The sequence below is a fragment of the Novilysobacter viscosus genome, from assembly GCF_046600715.1.
GTDB classification, from domain to species: domain Bacteria; phylum Pseudomonadota; class Gammaproteobacteria; order Xanthomonadales; family Xanthomonadaceae; genus Lysobacter_C; species Lysobacter_C viscosus.
In genome coordinates, this window is the sequence record NZ_JBJMAV010000001.1 from 156,024 (window position 1) to 173,355 (window position 17,332).

The 17,332-nt window shown below is 69.4% G+C and carries 18 protein-coding genes; 7 read left to right on the forward strand and 11 right to left on the reverse strand.

The genetic code is table 11. From position 1 onward, the window contains the following. Position 1: 1 nt before the first annotated feature. From ACJQWL_RS00695 to nirK, 8 genes are all read right to left on the reverse strand, one after another. Positions 2 to 304 (reverse strand): hypothetical protein, encoded by a 303-nt coding sequence (locus ACJQWL_RS00695; protein ID WP_330968587.1) that lies wholly within the window; start codon positions 302 to 304, stop codon positions 2 to 4. Further along, positions 304 to 1,239 carry a cytochrome-c oxidase, cbb3-type subunit III gene (gene ccoP / locus ACJQWL_RS00700; RefSeq protein WP_330968588.1) on the reverse strand — a complete coding sequence of 312 codons (936 nt, stop codon included), beginning with the start codon at positions 1,237 to 1,239 and terminating at the stop codon, positions 304 to 306. Before ccoP ends, ACJQWL_RS00695 begins: the two co-directional genes overlap by 1 nt. Beyond that, the gene (locus tag ACJQWL_RS00705) at positions 1,236 to 1,373 is read right to left on the reverse strand and encodes a cbb3-type cytochrome oxidase subunit 3 (protein ID WP_330968589.1); all 138 of its coding nucleotides are present in this window, start codon (positions 1,371 to 1,373) and stop codon (positions 1,236 to 1,238) included. The genes ccoP and ACJQWL_RS00705 overlap by 4 nt, the downstream gene beginning before the upstream one ends. A gap of 1 nt (position 1,374) precedes the next feature. After that, positions 1,375 to 2,004 carry a cytochrome-c oxidase, cbb3-type subunit II gene (gene ccoO / locus ACJQWL_RS00710; RefSeq protein ID WP_330968590.1) on the reverse strand — a complete coding sequence of 210 codons (630 nt, stop codon included), beginning with the start codon at positions 2,002 to 2,004 and terminating at the stop codon, positions 1,375 to 1,377. A gap of 15 nt (positions 2,005 to 2,019) precedes the next feature. After that, the gene (ccoN, locus tag ACJQWL_RS00715; RefSeq protein ID WP_330968591.1) at positions 2,020 to 3,507 is read right to left on the reverse strand and encodes a cytochrome-c oxidase, cbb3-type subunit I; all 1,488 of its coding nucleotides are present in this window, start codon (positions 3,505 to 3,507) and stop codon (positions 2,020 to 2,022) included. Positions 3,508 to 3,696: 189 nt separating this feature from the next. After that, entirely contained in the window at positions 3,697 to 4,290 is a 594-nt protein-coding gene (locus tag ACJQWL_RS00720; protein ID WP_330968592.1) for an SCO family protein, read from the reverse strand. Continuing rightward, on the reverse strand, positions 4,287 to 5,072 hold the full coding sequence (locus tag ACJQWL_RS00725; protein ID WP_411300665.1) for a formylglycine-generating enzyme family protein: 786 nt from the start codon (positions 5,070 to 5,072) through the stop codon (positions 4,287 to 4,289). Before ACJQWL_RS00725 ends, ACJQWL_RS00720 begins: the two co-directional genes overlap by 4 nt. Before the next feature lies 1 nt (position 5,073). After that, positions 5,074 to 6,600: a copper-containing nitrite reductase gene (nirK, locus tag ACJQWL_RS00730; RefSeq protein WP_330968594.1), complete on the reverse strand. Its 1,527-nt coding sequence runs from the start codon at positions 6,598 to 6,600 to the stop codon at positions 5,074 to 5,076. 302 nt (positions 6,601 to 6,902) lie between these two features. On the opposite strand from nirK, the gene ubiT reads away from it, so the two are divergent. From ubiT to ACJQWL_RS00760, 6 genes are all read left to right on the forward strand, one after another. Further along, positions 6,903 to 7,817 (forward strand): ubiquinone anaerobic biosynthesis accessory factor UbiT, encoded by a 915-nt coding sequence (gene ubiT / locus ACJQWL_RS00735; protein WP_330968595.1) that lies wholly within the window; start codon positions 6,903 to 6,905, stop codon positions 7,815 to 7,817. A gap of 49 nt (positions 7,818 to 7,866) precedes the next feature. Beyond that, positions 7,867 to 8,904, forward strand: a complete 1,038-nt coding sequence (gene nadA, locus ACJQWL_RS00740; RefSeq protein ID WP_330968596.1) for a quinolinate synthase NadA — start codon at positions 7,867 to 7,869, stop codon at positions 8,902 to 8,904. Continuing rightward, on the forward strand, positions 8,905 to 10,359 hold the full coding sequence (locus tag ACJQWL_RS00745; protein WP_411300666.1) for an L-aspartate oxidase: 1,455 nt from the start codon (positions 8,905 to 8,907) through the stop codon (positions 10,357 to 10,359). A 123-nt stretch (positions 10,360 to 10,482) separates the two neighbouring features. Next, complete coding sequence (gene fabA, locus ACJQWL_RS00750) at positions 10,483 to 10,998, forward strand: 3-hydroxyacyl-[acyl-carrier-protein] dehydratase FabA (protein WP_330968597.1); 516 nt, start codon at positions 10,483 to 10,485, stop codon at positions 10,996 to 10,998. A gap of 1 nt (position 10,999) precedes the next feature. Beyond that, the gene (gene fabB / locus ACJQWL_RS00755; RefSeq protein WP_330968598.1) at positions 11,000 to 12,235 is read left to right on the forward strand and encodes a beta-ketoacyl-ACP synthase I; all 1,236 of its coding nucleotides are present in this window, start codon (positions 11,000 to 11,002) and stop codon (positions 12,233 to 12,235) included. A 181-nt stretch (positions 12,236 to 12,416) separates the two neighbouring features. Further along, entirely contained in the window at positions 12,417 to 12,866 is a 450-nt protein-coding gene (locus ACJQWL_RS00760; protein ID WP_330968599.1) for a CopD family copper resistance protein, read from the forward strand. 32 nt (positions 12,867 to 12,898) lie between these two features. Here the strand turns inward: ACJQWL_RS00760 and ACJQWL_RS00765 are convergent, their stop codons facing one another. Next, positions 12,899 to 13,786 carry a U32 family peptidase gene (locus ACJQWL_RS00765; RefSeq protein ID WP_330968600.1) on the reverse strand — a complete coding sequence of 296 codons (888 nt, stop codon included), beginning with the start codon at positions 13,784 to 13,786 and terminating at the stop codon, positions 12,899 to 12,901. A 10-nt stretch (positions 13,787 to 13,796) separates the two neighbouring features. Further along, positions 13,797 to 14,795 (reverse strand): ubiquinone anaerobic biosynthesis protein UbiU, encoded by a 999-nt coding sequence (gene ubiU / locus ACJQWL_RS00770; RefSeq protein ID WP_330968601.1) that lies wholly within the window; start codon positions 14,793 to 14,795, stop codon positions 13,797 to 13,799. A gap of 481 nt (positions 14,796 to 15,276) precedes the next feature. On the opposite strand from ubiU, the gene ACJQWL_RS00775 reads away from it, so the two are divergent. After that, positions 15,277 to 15,606 (forward strand): hypothetical protein, encoded by a 330-nt coding sequence (locus ACJQWL_RS00775; RefSeq protein ID WP_330968602.1) that lies wholly within the window; start codon positions 15,277 to 15,279, stop codon positions 15,604 to 15,606. Here ACJQWL_RS00775 and ACJQWL_RS00780 read toward each other — a convergent pair. Beyond that, the gene (locus tag ACJQWL_RS00780) at positions 15,567 to 17,063 is read right to left on the reverse strand and encodes a UbiD family decarboxylase (protein ID WP_330968603.1); all 1,497 of its coding nucleotides are present in this window, start codon (positions 17,061 to 17,063) and stop codon (positions 15,567 to 15,569) included. The genes ACJQWL_RS00775 and ACJQWL_RS00780 overlap by 40 nt on opposite strands. Positions 17,064 to 17,332 lie beyond the last annotated feature (269 nt).

The window sequence follows — 17,332 nt, forward strand, 5'->3', positions numbered from 1 at the left end:
CTCACGCATCCGGGGGCAACGCCCGGTTGAACCGGCTGGCCGGCCGCAGCAGCCACCAGGTGAAGAGGCTGGACGCGCCCGTCGCCAGCCAGAACATGAAGAACCCGACCGTGTAGCCCAGCTCCCGGGTGACCTGCCAGCCCGGCAGCGTCATGTCGCGCAGCTGCAGGGGGTCGACGAACGCGAAGAACACCATCGTCGCCACGCCCGCGGCGAAGAAGCTGGGCCACAGGATCGCGCCCAGCCGTTGCGCCAGCGGCCGCGGCGGATGGTCTAACGTCGTGCGGGGGTCCGGCGCCTGCATCACTGCGCAGCCGTTTCCGCGCCGGCCTGTTGCCGCGACAGCGACCACACATAGGCGGCGACCAGCCGGCCCCGGGTTTCGCCAAGCCACTCGCGGTGGGCCGGCATCACGCCATGCCGGCCGTTGGCGATGGTCTCGCGCAGGCTGGCCATGGACTTGCCGTACATCCAGTAGTCGTCGGTCAGGTCCGGGGCGCCCAGCGCCGCGTTGCCGGTGCCGTCGGCGGCGTGGCAGGCGACGCAGACGCCGTCGTAGTACTTCTTGCCGCGGACCGCGTCGAAGTCTCGCAGGGCGGCGGGATCGGGGCTGGCCATTGCCAGCACGAAGCGTGCGGTCTGGTCGATGGCCTGGTCGCCACCCATGCCGCGCAGCACCACGCCCCATGGCGGCATCACGCCCTCGCGGCCATCCAGCACGGAGGTGAGCACCTGTTCGGGTTCGCCGCCCCAGTGCCAGATGTCGTCGGCCAGGTTCGGGTAGCCGATGGCGCCCTGCGCGGACGAGCCGTGGCAGGTGGCGCAGCTGTTGGCGAAGATGCCGCGACCCAGCGCCAGAGCAGCCGGGTCGGCCGCGAGCTCCGGCAGGGGCCGGTCGCGATAGACCGCGAACGTCTCGTCCAGGCGTGCGTCCTGCCGGGCCTTCTCAGCGTCGTGCTCGCCCTGCGACGTCCAGCCGGCGTAGCCCGCGAACGAGCCCAGTCCCGGGTACCAGACCAGGTAACCGACGCTGAAGATGATCGTCAGGTAGAACAGGTTGATCCACCACCGTGGCAGCGGCTTGTTGTACTCGGTGATGTCACCGTCCCAGACGTGGCTGGTCTCGGTAGGGGCGGGGTCGCCGGGGCGGCGCCGTGCCGTCCACCACAGCAGCCACACGCAGCCCAGGATGTTGCTGACCACCAGGGCGATGACAAACCACGACCATCCCGCGCTCATCGCCGCGTCTCCTCTTCATCCAGCGGCAACTGCGCCGCCTCGTCGAAATCGCGCTTGCGGCGGGGGCTCCAGGCCCAGGCCCAGCCGACCACGAACGCCACCAGCAGGACGGTGGTCACGATGCCCGACAGCATGTCAGCCGCCCCCCGGAACGTGGCGGCCCAGGTCCTGCAGGTAGGCGACCACCGCGTCCAGTTCGGTCTTGCCGCGCACGTCGGCGGCAGCGGCGTCGATGTCCTGCTGCGAGTAGGGATCACCCAGGGTCCTCAGCGCACGCATGCGGCGGGTCACTTCCTGCCCATCGACGAAGTTCTCGGCCAGCCACGGGAACGACGGCATGTTCGACTCGGGCACCACGGCGCGCGGGTCGACCAGGTGCACGCGGTGCCAGTCATCCGAATAGCGCCCGCCCACGCGCGCCAGGTCCGGCCCGGTGCGCTTGGAACCCCACTGGAACGGGCGGTCGTAGACCGACTCACCGGCCAGCGAGTAGTGGCCGTAGCGTTCGGTCTCGAAGCGCAGGGTGCGGACCATCTGCGAGTGGCAGTTGTAGCAGCCCTCGCGAACATAGACGTCGCGCCCGGCCAGCTGCAGGGCGGGGTAGGGCTCGACCCCCGGCAACGGCTCGATCGCCTCGGCCTGGTACATCAGCGGCACGATCTCGGCCAGGCCGCCGAAGGAGACCACCACGGCGATCAGCACCGCCATCAGGCCGACGTTCTTCTCGACCTTCTCGTGCGCGTTCTTGTTGTGTTCTTCGCTCATCGGTAGCTCCGGGGCTCAGGCACGCGCCTGGCTGGGTTCGGGCGGCAGCACGGGCTGGGCCACGGTCCGCGACAGGGCGAAGGTCTTCCACATGTTGACCGCCATCAGGCCCATGCCCGCCAGCACCAGCACGCCGCCACCCAGGCGCACCAGGTAGTAGGGGTAGGTGACGTTGAGCGCCTCGACGAAGCTGTAGGTCAGCGTGCCGTCGTCATTGGTTGCCCGCCACATCAGGCCCTGCATCACGCCGGCGATCCACATCGCCACGATGTAGAGCACCACGCCCAGGGTGTGGATCCAGAAGTGCAGGTCGATCCAGCGCGTGGAGTACATGGCGCTCTGGCCGACCAGGCGCGGCACCAGTGCGTAGATCGAGCCGATCGAGATCATCGCCACCCAGCCCAGTGCGCCGGCGTGGACGTGGCCCACGGTCCAGTCGGTGTAGTGGGACAGCGAGTTGACCGTCTTGATCGACATCATCGGTCCCTCGAAGGTCGCGATCATGTAGAAGCTCAGCGCGACGATCAGGAACTTGAGGATCGGGTCGGTACGCAGTTTGTGCCAGACGCCCGACAGGGTGAGGATGCCGTTGATCGCGCCGCCCCAGCTGGGCGCCAGCAGGATCAGCGAGAACACCATGCCCACCGACTGCGCCCAGTCGGGCAGGGCGGTGTACTGCAGGTGGTGCGGGCCGGCCCACATGTAAACGGCGATCAGCGCCCAGAAGTGCACGATCGACAGGCGGTAGGAGTACACCGGCCGCCCGGCCTGCTTGGGCACGAAGTAGTACATCATCCCGAGGAAGCCCGCGGTCAGGAAGAAACCGACCGCGTTGTGGCCGTACCACCACTGCACCATTGCATCGACTGCGCCGGTATAGACCTGGTAGGACTTGCCCAGCCCCACCGGCAGCGCGAGGTTGTTGACCACGTGCAGCAGCGCGATGGTGATGATGTAGGCGCCGTAGAACCAGTTCGCGACGTAGATGTGCTTGACCCGGCGCTTGGCGATGGTGCCGAAGAACAGCCACGCGTAGGCCAGCCACACGATGGTGATCAGGATGTCGATGGGCCACTCGAGCTCGGCGTACTCCTTGCTCTGGGTGATGCCCAGGGGCAGCGTAATGGCCGCTGCCACGATCACCGCCTGCCAACCCCAGAACACGAATGACGCGAGCTTGTCGGAGATCAGCCGTACGTGGCAGGTGCGCTGCACCACGTGCAGGCTGGTGGCGAACAGCGCGCTGCCGCCGAAGGCGAAGATCACCGCGTTGGTATGCAGCGGGCGCAGGCGGCCATAGCTCAGCCACGGGATGCCCTCGCCTATGGTCGGCCAGTACAGCTGGGCGGCAATCAACACGCCCACCGTCATGCCGACGATGCCCCAGACCACGGTGGCGATGGCGAACTGCCGGACTACCTTGTCGTTGTAGAACCCGTCCACTGCGCCAGGCGCGGGCACGGCACGGGAATCGGCCGGGTGGGCCGCCTGTTGCAGGGTCATGGGGTTACCCCAGGTGAACTCGGAATATTGTCGGTTGCGGGCGTCGGGGCTTCTTTGACCTGGGTCAATTCATGTCTCCGGGTTTCATGTCATGGGCATGCGACCGGTGGCGAAGCCGCTTCGGCCCATGCAGCCCTCTTCGTCCGCCATGGCGGGATAAAACGTTAGCAGTCAGCAGGGCGCGTCAATTCAGCCCGGACCGGCGGCCCGGCGGACCGCGGCGACGAACTCCGGATCCGGTTGGCTGCCCATCTGCTCGGTTCGCGCCAGCACCCGCCCCTGGGCGTCAAGCAGGATCAGGGCGCTGGTGTGGTTGAAGTCACCGTCGGCCAGTGCCCGGTAGCGGATGCCCAGCACGCCGGCCACGCCGCGGACCTGGGACGGTGCGGGGCTGGCCAGCGTCCAGCGCTGCGTATCGAGGCGCCTGGCGTCGACCACCGAGCGCAGCGCGACGGGGGTGTCGTGCGCGGGATCCATGCTGATCAGCAGGATGTCCACGCGCTGGCGCTGCGCCGGCGTCAGTTCGCGTTCGATCGCCTTGCCCGCGTCGACGATCAACGGGCAGATGTACTGGCACGACGTATAGAACATCGCCACCACCTGCGGCTTGCCGCGGCGGGCTGACCACGGCTGGCGGCGGCCATCCTGGTCGGTCAGGTCGACCTTGAGCCGGTACACCGAGTCGCGCGGCAGCGGCGCGGCGTCGGCGGCCGTTGCACCGGGAGTGGCAATGGCCAGGACCAGGCAGGCGAGGACGAGGACGGAGTGGCGCAACGGTGTCATGGCAGGTCCCGGGCGCAGCGGAATCCGAGGTTGGCGGTGGTGTCGGCGGCGCCCAGAGAGGACAGCATGGCCACCCGCATCAGCACCGCATAGTTCTCGCGGTCGTCCATCGACAGCGCACCGGCACCGCAGAAGCGCGCGTTGTCGGGGTCGCCCTGGTTGCGGTTGTCGGCATCGACCAGCAACGAGGAGAAATCATCGGTCCATTCCCAGACCAGTCCGTGCAGGTCCTGCACGCCATAGGCGTTGGGGGTCTGCAGGCCGGCACGGGGCAGGGCGGTGTTGGACGGACGCGAGTACCAGCCGAGGATGCGCTCGCGCCAGACAGGGTCCTTGCGTGCATCGCGGCGGGTCTCGTCGGCGGCGGCCACGTATTCCCATTCGTTCCAGGTCGGCAGGCGCGCGCCCTGCGATTCGCAGTAGGCCGAGGCGGCAAACCAGCTGACCTGGACGACCGGCGCCTCGGGCAGGGTGGTCCCGAGCGCGGTCGGGCCCGCCCAGTGCGACAGGTAGCGCGGTTCGGCCATGACGGTGGCGGCGCGGTCGCGGCGCCATTCCGGTTCAGCCTTGACGAAGGCCAGGAACTCCGCATTCGTCACCGGTCGCTTCATCAGCGCGAACGGTGCGATACGGACGTTCCCGGGCACGTCCTCGTACGCGAGTGCGCTGCGGAAGCTGCCGCCCGGCAGCTTCACGTACCCCCCGCCGCTGGCAACCTGGCCGGCGACGGGCAGGGCCAGCAACAGCGCCGACGCCAGTACGAGTGCACGCACCCGGTCCATCTCAGTGGCCGGCCGACGCGTTGGCGGGTTTCACCGCGCGGATCTGGGCGGCCTCTTCCTTGGTCACGCGGCCGCCGGGGTTGCCCCAGCTGTTGAGCACGTAGGTGGAGATGTTGGCAACCTCGTCGTCGGTCAGCTGGCTCATCGGCGGCATGATCGAGTTGTAGTCGACGCCGTTGACCGTGACCGGCCCCTGCAGGCCGTGCAGGATCACGCGCGGCACCGCCTTGGGGTCGTTGGCGATGTAGTCGGCACCGGCCAGCGGCGGGAACACGCCTTCCATGCCCGCGCCATTGACCTGGTGGCAGGTGGAGCACGTGCCCTGGTAGAGCGCCTCGCCGGCCTTGACCTGCTGCTCGACGGTGAGCTCGCCGGTGCTGGCGGACGCGGCCGCTACCGCAACAGCGGCCAGGTTGGGCTGGGCGCGGTCGCCGATGTAGACCGCGTCCACTTCCAGGCCCGAGTAGATTTCCTTGTTCTCCGGTCCGCTCGCCTGGAGGATGCCCAGGGCGCCCTTGTTGAACGCGCGGAACAGGCTGTGGTCGACCAGGATGTAGCTGCCGGGGACTTCCATGTGGAATTCCATCATGGCCGCGCCGCCCGCCGGGATCAGCGTGGTCTGCACGTTCTCCTGGAAGTTCGTGCCGCCCTCGTACCAGACCTTGTCGAAGATCTCGCCGATCACGTGGAAGCTCGACACCAGGTTCGGGCCACCGTTGCCCACGTACAGGCGGACGGTCTCGCCGGTGTTGGCGGTCAGCACCTTGTCGCCGGTCATCGAGCCTTCCGAGCCGTTGAACAGCACGTAGGTCGGGTTCTCGTCGATCGCCTTCTCCATGTCGAACGGCTGCAGGCCCTTCTCCCGGTACTTGCCGGCGGTGTAGAAGTCGCCCTGCATCACGTAGTACTCCTTGTCGACCGGCGGCAGGCCCTCCGGCGGCTCGACCAGGATCAGGCCGTACATGCCGTTGGCCACGTGCATGCCCACCGGCGCGGTGGCGCAGTGGTAGACGTAGAGGCCGGCGTTGAGCGCCTTGAAGGTGAAACGGGTCACGTGGCCGGGCGCGGTGAAGCTGGAGGTCGCGCCGCCGCCCGGGCCGGTGACGCCGTGCAGGTCGATGTTGTGGGGCATCTTGCTGTCGGGCATGTTGCGCAGGTGGAATTCCACCGTGTCGCCCTGGCGAACGCGGATGAAGCTGCCGGGCACGGTGCCGCCGAAGGTCCAGAAGGTGTAGTCCACGCCCTCGGAGATCGGCATCACCTTCTCGACCACGTCCAGCTCCACCACCACCTTTGCCGGGTAGTCGCGGCCGGTCGGCGGCGGCACCAGCGGCGGGCTGGTCAGCACCGCATCGATCGGCTTGCCCTGGGGTGGTCCGAAGTCGCCCTTGCGCGAGCCGCCGGTTCCTTCATCGGCAGCGCCGGCACGCGGTGCGTCGGCGGTGGCGTCGTCATTGTCCTGGCCGCAACCGGCCAGGAGCAGTGCGGCGATGGCGGCGGAAGCCATGAATCGGGTAGCACGGATCATGCGGAACTCCCCTTCTGGTGTCGGGTAGTGGAAGCGATGGCCGGAGCCACGAAGGCCAGCATACCCACCGGTCTGGCCACCATCCTGATCGTGGTCAAAAAAACGCAAAAGCCAGTCGGCGGCGGTCCTGCCGGCATTTGGAACGGGGGTGATGGTCGGCCCCAGGCTCACGCTTGACCTGCGTCAATGTGCGGCTTCGCCGTCCTCGCGTCTCATGGGGGCACCTCCAGGGAGGCAGGCGTGGGCCACTACTTGTATCGCCCCGGTTCGCAGGCGCGCGGGCCCATGGGAGCTGCCCGGCCATGACGGCACGCACCGCAGGCAACACTGCAGCCGCAGGCACGGTGGGCACCGCCCCCGACCCGGTGGGCGGCCCCGCGATGGGCACACTGCGGGGCCTGCGACGCGCCATCGATGTGATCGACGACGCGTCGCTGGTCCTGCTTGCCACGCGCGGCCAGCTGGCACGTGTTGCGGGCCGAATCAAGACGGCACGGGGGCTTCCGCTGCGGGATCCGGCACGCGAGGCACGGGTGCACGCGCGGGCCCGGGCCCTGGCCCAACGCCTTGGGATCGAGCCGGACACCGCCCGGGCCTTCCGGGCGGTCGCGGTCGCCGATGCCTGCCGTCGCCAGGGCCTGCGACCTGATCTGGGTCAATGCGCCGGGGCCGGGGGCCCGTTCACGATGGCGGTCATGCCCGGTCCCGTAGAAGCACACCCCGCCGTGCGGCACCTGCTGCGCTGGCTCCCGCCTCCCTCTCGCCTGGCGCCGGTGCTGCGGCGGTTGCCGGCGGCTGCGAGCCATCAGCTGCTGGGACGCGCGCTGGAAAAGGTCCTTGCGACGCCGGTGTCGAACGGCGACTTCGAGTTCATGGTGGGCCGGCGGATCGGCATCGAGGTCATCGACCTGGGGCTGCGCTGGGTCATCCAGTGCGACGAGGCGGGGCTGCGCGCCGGCGACGGCGCCGCCGAGGCCACGGTGCGCGGCACCGCGACCGACCTGTTGCTGCTCGCCAGCCGGCTGGAAGACGCCGACACGCTGTTCTTCCAGCGCCGCCTGGTGCTGACCGGGGACGTGGAGCTCGGGCTGACGGCGCGCAACCTGCTGGAAAGGTTGCCCTGGGAGTCGGTGCCATTGGGCATCCGGATCGGCCTGAATCGCGCTGCACGCCTGGCCAGCGCGGCGCGCGAGGCCCACCACGGGCGCACCGCCTGACATGACCTGCGATCGCGGCTGAAGCCGCTCCCATGGAAGCCACTGCCGCATGACTGCTACCGCCGCACTGTCCGTGCCACGTTGGCGCGACGAGCTCGAGACCGAGTACGCGCCCCTGGTGGCGACGCTCGAACAACTGATCCCGTGCATGGAGGTGCCCATGCACCTGCCGTGGATCGATGCGATCAACACGCTCAAGGAGGACCGCGATGCGGTGATCATGGCGCACAGCTACCAGTCGCCGGAGATTTTCCACGGGGTGGCCGACGTCACCGGCGACTCGCTGGCGCTCGCGCAGGCGGCGGCCGACTGCGACAGCGGGCTGATCGTGCTGTGCGGCGTGCACTTCATGGCCGAGAGCGCAAAGATCCTGGCGCCCGCCAAGACCGTACTCATCCCCGACCTGGAAGCGGGCTGCTCGCTGGCGGCGTCCATCACCGCCGCCGATGTCAGGGCCCTGCGCAAGCGCCACCCGGGTGTTCCGGTGGTCAGCTACGTCAACACCTCGGCAGAAGTGAAGGCCGAGTCGGACGCCTGCTGCACGTCGGCCAACGCGGTGCAGGTGGTGGAAGCCATCGCGGCCGAAACCGGGGCCCGGCAGGTCATCTTCCTGCCCGACCGCTACCTGGGCAGCTGGGTGGCAACGCAGACCGGCGTCGAACTGGTGCTGTGGAACGGCACCTGCGAGGTACATGAGACCTTCACCGCGCAGCAGGTGCGGCATACCCGCGAGCAGTTCGATACCAGGGTGGTCGCGCACCCGGAGTGCTCACCCGAGGTGCTGGCCGAGGCGGATTTCGTCGGTTCCACCAGCGCCATGGGGCGTTGGCTGGAGAAGGAACAGCCCGCGCGGGTGGCGATGATCACCGAGTGCTCGATGGCCGACAACCTGAAGAACCGGTTCCCGCAGGTGCAGTTCATCAAGCCGTGCAACCTGTGCCCGCACATGAAGCGCATCACCCTGCAGAACATCCACGCCTGCCTGCGCGACCTCAGGCACGAGGTGGTCGTGGCACCCGACGTGGCGGAGCGGGCGCGCCGCGCGCTGGACCGGATGCTGGCGGTCGGCCGGCGCGAGCAGGTCTGAGTGGCCGCAGGGCGCGTGGTGGTGGTCGGCAGTGGCATCGCCGGCCTGTGTGTCGCGTTGGCCGCGGCGCCCCGCGCGGTGCTGCTGCTGGGGCGTGCCCACCGGGGTGCCAGCGCGAGCGCATTGGCCCAGGGCGGCATCGCGGCCGCCGTCGGGGCAGGCGACTGCGCCGACGCGCATGCCCGGGACACGCTGGTGGCGGGCGCGTTCCGCAATGACGCCCCGCGGGTGCGGGCGCTGGTGGACGCGGCGCCGGGGGCGATCGCGTGGCTGCAGTCGATCGGCGTTGCGTTCGACCAGGACCATGGCCGCCCCAGGCTCGGTCGCGAGGGGGGGCACGGTGCCGCCCGCATCGTGCACGCCGGCGGGGATGCCACCGGGGCGGCGGTGATGGCGGCATTGTCGCGGGCCGCCCGCTGCGCAGCGCATATCGAGTGGCACGAGGGAGACGGGGATGTCGACGCGCTGCTGATGCGCGGTGGCCGGGTGACGGGGGTGCGCCTGTCGCGGGAGGGCGTGCTGCTCAAAGCCGACACGGTGGTATTGGCGACCGGCGGCATCGGGGCGCTGTTCGCCCGCACCAGCAATCCGGACGGGTCCGATGGCGCCGGGCTGGCGCTGGCGCTGGCCGCGGGCGCGCAGCCACGCGACCTGGAGTTCATGCAGTTCCACCCCACCGCGATGGACGTTGGCACCGGATCACTCCCGCTGGTCACCGAAGCGCTGCGCGGGGCAGGCGCGAGGCTGCTGGACGGAAACGGCAACGCGCTGATGCAGGGCGTTCACCCACAGGGCGACCTTGCACCGCGCGACATCGTTGCGCGACGCGTCTGGCAGGCGCGTCACGAGACGGGCGCGGCGGTGCTGGATGCGCGGGCAGGCTGGATCGACTGGGAGCGCCGCTTCCCGACCGCACTGGCGGCCTGTCGTGCCCACGGGATCGATCCGCGGCGGGAGCCGATACCGGTCACGGCGGCGGCGCACTTCCACATGGGCGGCGTGGCGACCGACGACCTCGGCCGCACCAGCGTGCCCGGGCTGCATGCCGTCGGCGAAGTCGCATGCAACGGCGTCCATGGCGCCAACCGGCTGGCCAGCAATTCGTTGCTGGAGGGCGTGGTCTTCGGCCGCCGGCTGGGGATGCGCCTGGCGCAGGTCGCTCCCACGGGTGCGTCCGGCCCGCGCACCCTGGCCGAACGTGGCCCGCCACTGGAGGGCGAAGAGCTGGTGCGGCTGCGCACCACCCTGTGGAACGCCGCGGGTCCCGTGCGTACGGCCGAGGGGATGACCGCAGGGCTCGAGCAACTGGCCGTCCTTTCCGGTCGAGGCTGGCAGGCGAAACTGGCCGAAGCGATCCTGGCCGCGGCGCTCCGGCGCGGCACCAGCCTGGGGGCGCACTGGCGGGGCGACAGCGGAGTCCCGAGCCGCCAGGCCGTCGGCTCCAGGGCGGACTAGGCGCCCCTGGAGTCCGGGTGCGCAGTGCGATACGCCGGGGCCCGGACCGGGCGAATTGACCGTCATCAAGCCAAATGCACGCAGGAACGTGCAAAATCAGGGTTTCGACAGCGCTTGGATGACATGGATCGACCTTCTTCGTTCGACTATGAGCAATTGCTGGCCTGCGGCCGTGGCGAGATGTTCGGCCCCGGCAACGCGCGCCTGCCGCTACCGCCGATGCTGATGTTCGATCGCATCACCGAGATCTCGACCCAGGGCGGTGCCCACGGCAAGGGCGTGGTCCGGGCCGAGCTGGATATCCGCCCGGACCTGTGGTTCTTCGATTGCCATTTCCAGGGCGATCCGGTCATGCCCGGCTGCCTCGGGGTGGATGCGATGTGGCAGTTGTGCGGGTTCTACCTGCCCTGGCTGGGCGCCCCCGGCCGCGGTCGCGCCCTGGGCGTAGGCCAGGTCAAGTTCAGCGGCCAGGTGCTGCCCGACGCCAAGCGGGTGAGCTACGAGATCGACATTCGCCGCGTGATGCGCGGCAAGCTGGAGTTGGTGATCGCCGACGGACGCACCCTGGTGGACGGTCGTGAGATCTACACCGCCAGCGACCTGAGGGTCGGGCTGTTCACCTCCACGGAGGGGTTCTGAGATGGCCGCCGGAAAAGGCAGGCGCGTGGTCGTCACCGGGATGGGCGTGGTCTCGTGCCTGGGCAATGACCGTGGCAGCGTGACCCGTTCACTGCGCGAGGGCCGCGCGGGGATCACGTTCATCCCCGAGTACGCGGAACTGGGCCTGCGCAGCCACGTGGCCGGTGCACCGCAGATCGACCTGGCCGAGCAGATCGACCGCAAGCTCAAGCGCTTCATGGGCGACGCGGCCGGCTACGCCTACGTGGCCATGCGCGATGCCATCGCCGACGCCGGACTGGCCGACGACCTTGTCCGTAGTGCACGCACGGGGCTGATTGCCGGGTCCGGCGGGGGTTCGCCGCAGTGGCAGATCGAAACCGGTGACCTGCTGCGCAAAAAGGGCGTGCGCAAGGTCGGCCCGTACATGGTGCCGCGCACGATGGGCTCCACGGTGTCGGCCGCGCTGTCCACCGCCTTCGGCATCCGTGGCCTGAGCTATTCGATATCGGCGGCCTGCGCGACATCCGCCCATTGCATCGGGGCGGCGGCCGACCTGATCCGGCTGGGACGGAAGGACGTGATGTTCGCCGGTGGCGGCGAGGAGCTGCACTGGGGCATGACCGCCCAGTTCGATGCCATGGGTGCGCTGTCCAGCAAGCACAACGACACCCCGGCGTCGGCTTCCCGGCCGTATGACGTGGACCGCGATGGCTTCGTCATCGCCGGCGGCGGCGGCATGCTGGTGCTGGAAGACTACGAGCACGCCCAGGCGCGCGGCGCGACCATCATCGCCGAGCTGGTCGGCTACGGCGTGACCTCCGACGGCGTCGACATGGTGGCGCCCTCTGGCGAAGGCGCGGTGCGTTGCATGCGCATGGCGCTGGAGGGGCTGGACGGCAACAGCGTCGGCACCATCGATTACCTCAATACCCACGGCACGTCCACGCCGGTGGGCGACGTGGTCGAGCTGGGCGCGGTGCGCGAGGTATTCGGCGACGCAGTGCCGCCGTTGTCCTCGACCAAGGCCCTGTCGGGGCACTCGCTCGGCGCGGCCAGCGTGCACGAGGCGATCTTCTGCCTGCTCATGATGCAGGAGGGTTTCGTCGCCGGCTCGGCCAACATCGAGACGCTCGACCCCAAGGCCGAGGGGTTCCCGATTCTTCGCGAAAGCCGCGATGCAGAGCTCGGGACGGTGATGTCCAACAGCTTCGGCTTTGGCGGCACCAACGCCACGCTGGTGTTCGCGAAAGCCTGAGGCGTCGCCCCGCCAACCGTGCGGGGTCCCCTTGTTGGATCGGCGTCAGCCCGGCCGGGAGCCGGCGCAGGCGGGTGGTTCCGGATCGCGGCTGAAGCCGCTCCTACGGGAGCGGCGGGTTCGACGTCGCCCTTGACCCGCGTCATGGCGGGGTGCCCGCCGCGGGCGCGACGATTGCGCCATGCCCACCACCGCCTATCCGTATCTGTTGCTGCTGCACCTGTTCGGCGCGATCGCATTCGCCGGCACGGTGTTCTTCGAGGTGGTGATCCTGGAAGGGGTGCGCCGGCACGTGCCAGCGCGGGTGATGACGCTCGTCGAGGGGGGTATCGGAAAGCGCGCCCGGCAGGTGATTCCCCGAGTGTTGCTGTTGCTCTACGGCAGTGGCCTGGGGATGGCCTGGCACTATCGCGCGGCCCTCGCGGATCCGCTGGCGAGCAGTTTCAGCCTGCTGTTGACGATCAAGATCGTGCTGGCGCTCAGCGTGTTCGGCCACTTCCTGCTGGCGATGGCCCTGCGAAGGCGACAGCGACCGGTCGCGGACGCCTACCGGCGCATCCATTACAGCGTGTTCGGCCACGTCGTGGCGATCGTGCTGCTGGCCAAGGCGATGTTCCACCTGCACGGGTGACGGCGTCGGTGGAAGTAGCCCCGGACCCGGCCTCAGGGGGATTGGGCGGCCGCCGGCAGCACCATGCCCGGCTCGCCATGCCAGTAGCCGTTCCGCTCGCCCAGCATCGGGGCCGCGTCGGGGGATGCACGGGCACGGTCGAAATGCGCCACGATTTCGCGGCTGCCCTCGGCCTGGGGATAGATCCGGAGCAGGTCGACGCCGAGTGCGCGCAGTGCCGGCAGTTCCGGTCCGAGGTCGGTGGTTTCCTCTCCCTGCACCTGGATCCCGTTGATCCGCAGGAACGGCCGCCCGTCGCGGGTGGCCAGCAGCATCCCGTCCGGATAGTCGATGCAGCGGAAGCCGCACTGGTCCTTGGGCACGTCCAGCGCGCGTGCGGTGAAGCAGCGTGCCGAGAACGACAGCGGCAGGCGGCCCCAGGCGATCACTTCCAGCTCGGGCATGGCGTGGCCGGTGGCCTGCATCGCGTCGCGCAGTTCACGGATCAGGACTTCGCCCTGCTCAACCCCGGGCACCCACCGCCGCAGGCCGTCCTCCATCAGCATCGCCAGCGCTTCGTGGTTGTAGATGTTGAGCGTCGGGCCGGCCACGAACGGCAGCCCCGCCTGCCTGCACAGCTGCACCGCCGACAGGTCGTTGGCTTCCAGCCAGCAGCCGCCTTCCTCGACCAGCCGCGAGAGCACGCCCAGTTCCGACTCGGCCTCGATCAGGGCCAGGCTCGACAGCACCACCTGCTTGCCGCTGCCCGACAGCTCGCCGGCCAGGTCGATCCAGTCCCGGGTGCCCAGTTCGCGGCGCTTGCTGCATACCGTCTCGCCCAGGTAGACCACGTCCAGGGGCCAATCGACGGCCTCGCGGTAGAAGGCGAGGGTGCGCTCGCGCGGCCAGAAGTACTGCAGGGGGCCAAGGCTGAGTTTCATCGACGGGTCCTCAATGCCACGAGCGGTGGTAGGGGCCGAGGGTGGTCTGGTGGCCTTCGGCCTGGCTCGACAGCGAGCGCTGCCACTGCGGATCCACGGTCCATGCATCCGGCGCGGCGGCGTGACGGTCCAGCGCGGCCCGCCATGTACGGGTTACCGCACCGACGTAGGCCACGCCCCGCTGCCTGCCTTCGATCTTCAGCGCCGCGACGCCGGCGCGGGCAAGCCGCGGCAGCAGTTCCATCGTATTGAGGCTGGTGGGCTCCTCCAGCGCATGGAAGGTCTCTCCGCCCACTTCGAACCGGCCCTTGCAGACGGTGGGATAACCGGCAGGTTCACTGGGTTCGAAGCGGTCGATCAGCACGTCATTGAGGTGCGCGGTGCGGCTGCCGTCGTCGAGCTCGTCCCAGCGGACGAACCTGGCCGGCGAGCACACCCCGTGCCGGTTGGGCGAGGCACCGGTGACGTAGCTGGACAACTGGCAGCGACCCTCGACCATGATGCACAGGCTGCCGAAGGCGAACACCTCGATGGCGACCGGCGAGCGCTGGCACAGGCGTTCGACCTGCTGGATGGACAACACGCGCGGCAGCACCGCGCGGGAAATGCCGAAGCGCTCGTAGGCGAACCGCAGCGCCGGCTCGGAGGTCGCCGAGCCTTGCACGGACAGGTGCCGCGGCAGGTCCGGATAGCGCCGTGCCGCGTAGGCCAGGATCGCGATCTCGGCGGCGATGATCGCGTCGCAGCCGAACGCGGCCGCGCGGTCGACCGCGGCCTGCCACATCGGCAGGCGCGCGCTGTCGGGATAGGTGTTGAGGGCCAGGTACACCTTGGCGCCCTTCGCATGCGCATAGCGGATGCCGGCCTGCAGCTCCTGGTCGGAGAAGTTCAGGCCGGGAAAGGCGCGGGCGTTGGTCTGGTCGCGGAAGCCGGCGTAGACCGCGTTGGCCCCGGCGTTTACGGCCGCCTGCAGTGCCGGCAGGTTGCCGGCAGGACATACCAGTTGCATGCGTGATCCCCGTCCAGTGGTGCAGGGATGGTGGCGATGAACGGCTGGCGGTGTCGTTGACCTGGGTCAGGTGCCGAGGCCGTTGAGGCGTCTAGGATCGGCTGGCAGACCCCCAGGTCATCCGGAGCTACCCTTGAACGTTATCGCCCGATCTTCCCTCCTGCCGCTGCTGCTGTGTCCCGCCTTTGCGCTTGCCGCGCCGGCGCAGGACGCGCATGCGGATGCGCATCGCGAACACTCAACGCAGTCCCCGCAGTCCCCGCAGTCCCCGCAGTCCCCGCAGTCCCCGCAGTCCCCGCAGTCCGGTCATTCCGGTCATTCCGTTCATTCCGTTCATTCCGGGCATTCCGTTCATTCCGGGCATTCCGTTCATTCCGGGCATTCCGGGCATTCCGGGCATTCCGGGCATTCCGGGCGTGCAGCCGACCCTGCGCACGGGCAATCGACCGGCGGTGCAGGGACCAGCGCCCCGCCCGACGGCGTGCGCTTCCAGGCAGACGCACCGCTGATGAAGGGCATGCGGCGCATGTCGGAACTGGTGCAAGGGCTTCAACACGGTCGACAGGGCCATCTGGGGCCCGACCAGGTCAGGCAGCTCGCCACCGGCGTCAACCAGGCCGCCGCCGCGATGTTTGCCGAATGCCAGTTGCCTCCGGAGCCCGATGCGGCGCTGCATGGCTTGCTGGCCCGACTGATGGCCGGGGCTGGCGCGCTGGACGCCGACCCTGCCAACCTGGCGCCGCTTGATGACATGGATGCGGCGGTACGCGACTACACCCGGCTGTTCGACGACCCCGGGTTCCCGGACTGAACTTCGGCCCAGAGCGCATCAACCCGGCGTTCGATGGCCGGTGCCAGCTGGATGGGCCGGCTCCACGTACGGCTGGTCTCGCCCGGCCACTTGTTGGTCGCGTCCAGGCCCAGTTTCGAGCCCAACCCGGGCCGTGGGCTGGCGAAATCCAGGTAGTCGATCGGCGTGTCGTTGACCAGCATCGAGTCGCGCGCCGGGTCGACCCGCGTCGACACCGCCCAGATCACCTGCGACCAGTCGCGCACGTCGATGTCGTCGTCGGTGACGATCACGAACTTGGTGTAGGTGAACTGCCGCAGGTACGACCACACGCCCATCATGATGCGCCGCGCATGGCCGGCGTACTGCTTGCGGATCGACACCACCGCGATCCGGTAGGAGCAGGCTTCCGGCGGCAGGTAGAAGTCGACGATCTCCGGGAACACCTTGCGCAGGATCGGCACGAAGATGTCGTTGAGCGCCATCGCCAGCACCGATGGCTCGTCGTGGGGCGCCCGGCCCATGTAGCTGCCGTGGTAGATCGCGTCCTGCCGGAGGTGCATGCGCTCGATGCCCAGCACCGGGAAGTGGTCGGCCGCGTTGTAATAGCCGGTGTGGTCGCCGAACGGGCCTTCCAGCGCGGTGTCGCCGGGTTGGATGACGCCTTCGATGAGCATCTCGGCGCCGGCAGGGGCATCCAGGCCGGTGCGCTCGCTGTGCCAGAGCCGGGTGCGCTCACCCCGCAGCAGGCCCGCGAACTCGTACTCCGACAGGGTGTCGGGCACCGGCGCCACTGCCGCGAGCATCGTGGCCGGATCGGCGCCGATGGCCACCAGCACCGGGAACGGCCGGTCGGGGTGGTCGGCGATCCAGTCGGCATGGTCCAGGGCACCACCGCGGTGCGGCAGCCAACGCATGATCACCCTGTCCGGGCCGATCACCTGCATCCGGTAGATGGCCACGTTCTGGCGCGGCTTGCGGGTGCCGCGGGTGATCACCAGGCCGAACGTGACCAGCCGCGCCGCGTCCCCGGGCCAACATTGCTGGATCGGAAGCCGCGAGAGGTCGATCTCGCTGCCGGCGAGCGTTTCGTGCCCGAACGCGGCTTCGCGTTCCCGCCTGGGGGCCACGTGTGCCAGTTGTGCCAGCTCCGGCCAGGTCGACAGGGCCTGCTTGAGGCTCGACGGCCAGCGCGGCTCCTTGATGGCCGCGAGCAGCTCGCCGAGCTCACGCAGGCTCGCCAACGGCCTCCCGGCCAGCGCCGCTTCGATCCGGTCCCGATGGCCGAACAGGTTGCCCAGCAGCGAATGCCGCGCCCCGGTCGGGTTCTCCATGAGCAGTGCCGGCCCGCCGGCCTTGAGTGCGCGCAGGCACAGCGAAGTCGATTCAAGGTCCGGGTCCACCGGCTGCGGGACGCGGCGCAGCTGGCCCGTCGCCTCCAGGCGGGCAAGGAACGAACGCAGGTCGTGGTGGGCCATGGGCGGGGCGGGGCGTGGAGGGACACCGAGCCTCGCAGGTGGCGATCCGCCGTGCCCTGACGCCAGTCAAGCCGGGCGCGGGCCGGGTTGGCGGCAGCAGGCGCGCGGCCAACCGGGACGATCCGCGGACGCGGGAGCCGCACATACGTGTTCAATGGCAGTGCCGCGGCACGCTGCGCGGCGACAAGGCGTCTTGTCGAGCGACGCCCTGCCGAACCGAAGTGCACGGGCAAGGGACCGTCGCGACCCCGCCGCTCGTTGGGGTACCA

Bases quoted from the DNA above. Each gene is read 5' to 3' on its own strand.
- ACJQWL_RS00695 (WP_330968587.1), bottom strand. From the start codon at position 304: ATGCAGGCGCCGGACCCCCGCACGACGTTAGACCATCCGCCGCGGCCG.
- ccoP (WP_330968588.1), bottom strand. From the start codon at position 1,239: ATGAGCGCGGGATGGTCGTGGTTTGTCATCGCCCTGGTGGTCAGCAAC.
- ACJQWL_RS00705 (WP_330968589.1), bottom strand. From the start codon at position 1,373: ATGCTGTCGGGCATCGTGACCACCGTCCTGCTGGTGGCGTTCGTGGTC.
- ccoO (WP_330968590.1), bottom strand. From the start codon at position 2,004: ATGAGCGAAGAACACAACAAGAACGCGCACGAGAAGGTCGAGAAGAAC.
- ccoN (WP_330968591.1), bottom strand. From the start codon at position 3,507: ATGACCCTGCAACAGGCGGCCCACCCGGCCGATTCCCGTGCCGTGCCC.
- ACJQWL_RS00720 (WP_330968592.1), bottom strand. From the start codon at position 4,290: ATGACACCGTTGCGCCACTCCGTCCTCGTCCTCGCCTGCCTGGTCCTG.
- ACJQWL_RS00725 (WP_411300665.1), bottom strand. From the start codon at position 5,072: ATGGACCGGGTGCGTGCACTCGTACTGGCGTCGGCGCTGTTGCTGGCC.
- nirK (WP_330968594.1), bottom strand. From the start codon at position 6,600: ATGATCCGTGCTACCCGATTCATGGCTTCCGCCGCCATCGCCGCACTG.
- ubiT (WP_330968595.1), top strand. From the start codon at position 6,903: ATGACGGCACGCACCGCAGGCAACACTGCAGCCGCAGGCACGGTGGGC.
- nadA (WP_330968596.1), top strand. From the start codon at position 7,867: ATGACTGCTACCGCCGCACTGTCCGTGCCACGTTGGCGCGACGAGCTC.
- fabA (WP_330968597.1), top strand. From the start codon at position 10,483: ATGGATCGACCTTCTTCGTTCGACTATGAGCAATTGCTGGCCTGCGGC.
- fabB (WP_330968598.1), top strand. From the start codon at position 11,000: ATGGCCGCCGGAAAAGGCAGGCGCGTGGTCGTCACCGGGATGGGCGTG.
- ACJQWL_RS00760 (WP_330968599.1), top strand. From the start codon at position 12,417: ATGCCCACCACCGCCTATCCGTATCTGTTGCTGCTGCACCTGTTCGGC.
- ACJQWL_RS00765 (WP_330968600.1), bottom strand. From the start codon at position 13,786: ATGAAACTCAGCCTTGGCCCCCTGCAGTACTTCTGGCCGCGCGAGCGC.
- ubiU (WP_330968601.1), bottom strand. From the start codon at position 14,795: ATGCAACTGGTATGTCCTGCCGGCAACCTGCCGGCACTGCAGGCGGCC.
- ACJQWL_RS00780 (WP_330968603.1), bottom strand. From the start codon at position 17,063: ATGGCCCACCACGACCTGCGTTCGTTCCTTGCCCGCCTGGAGGCGACG.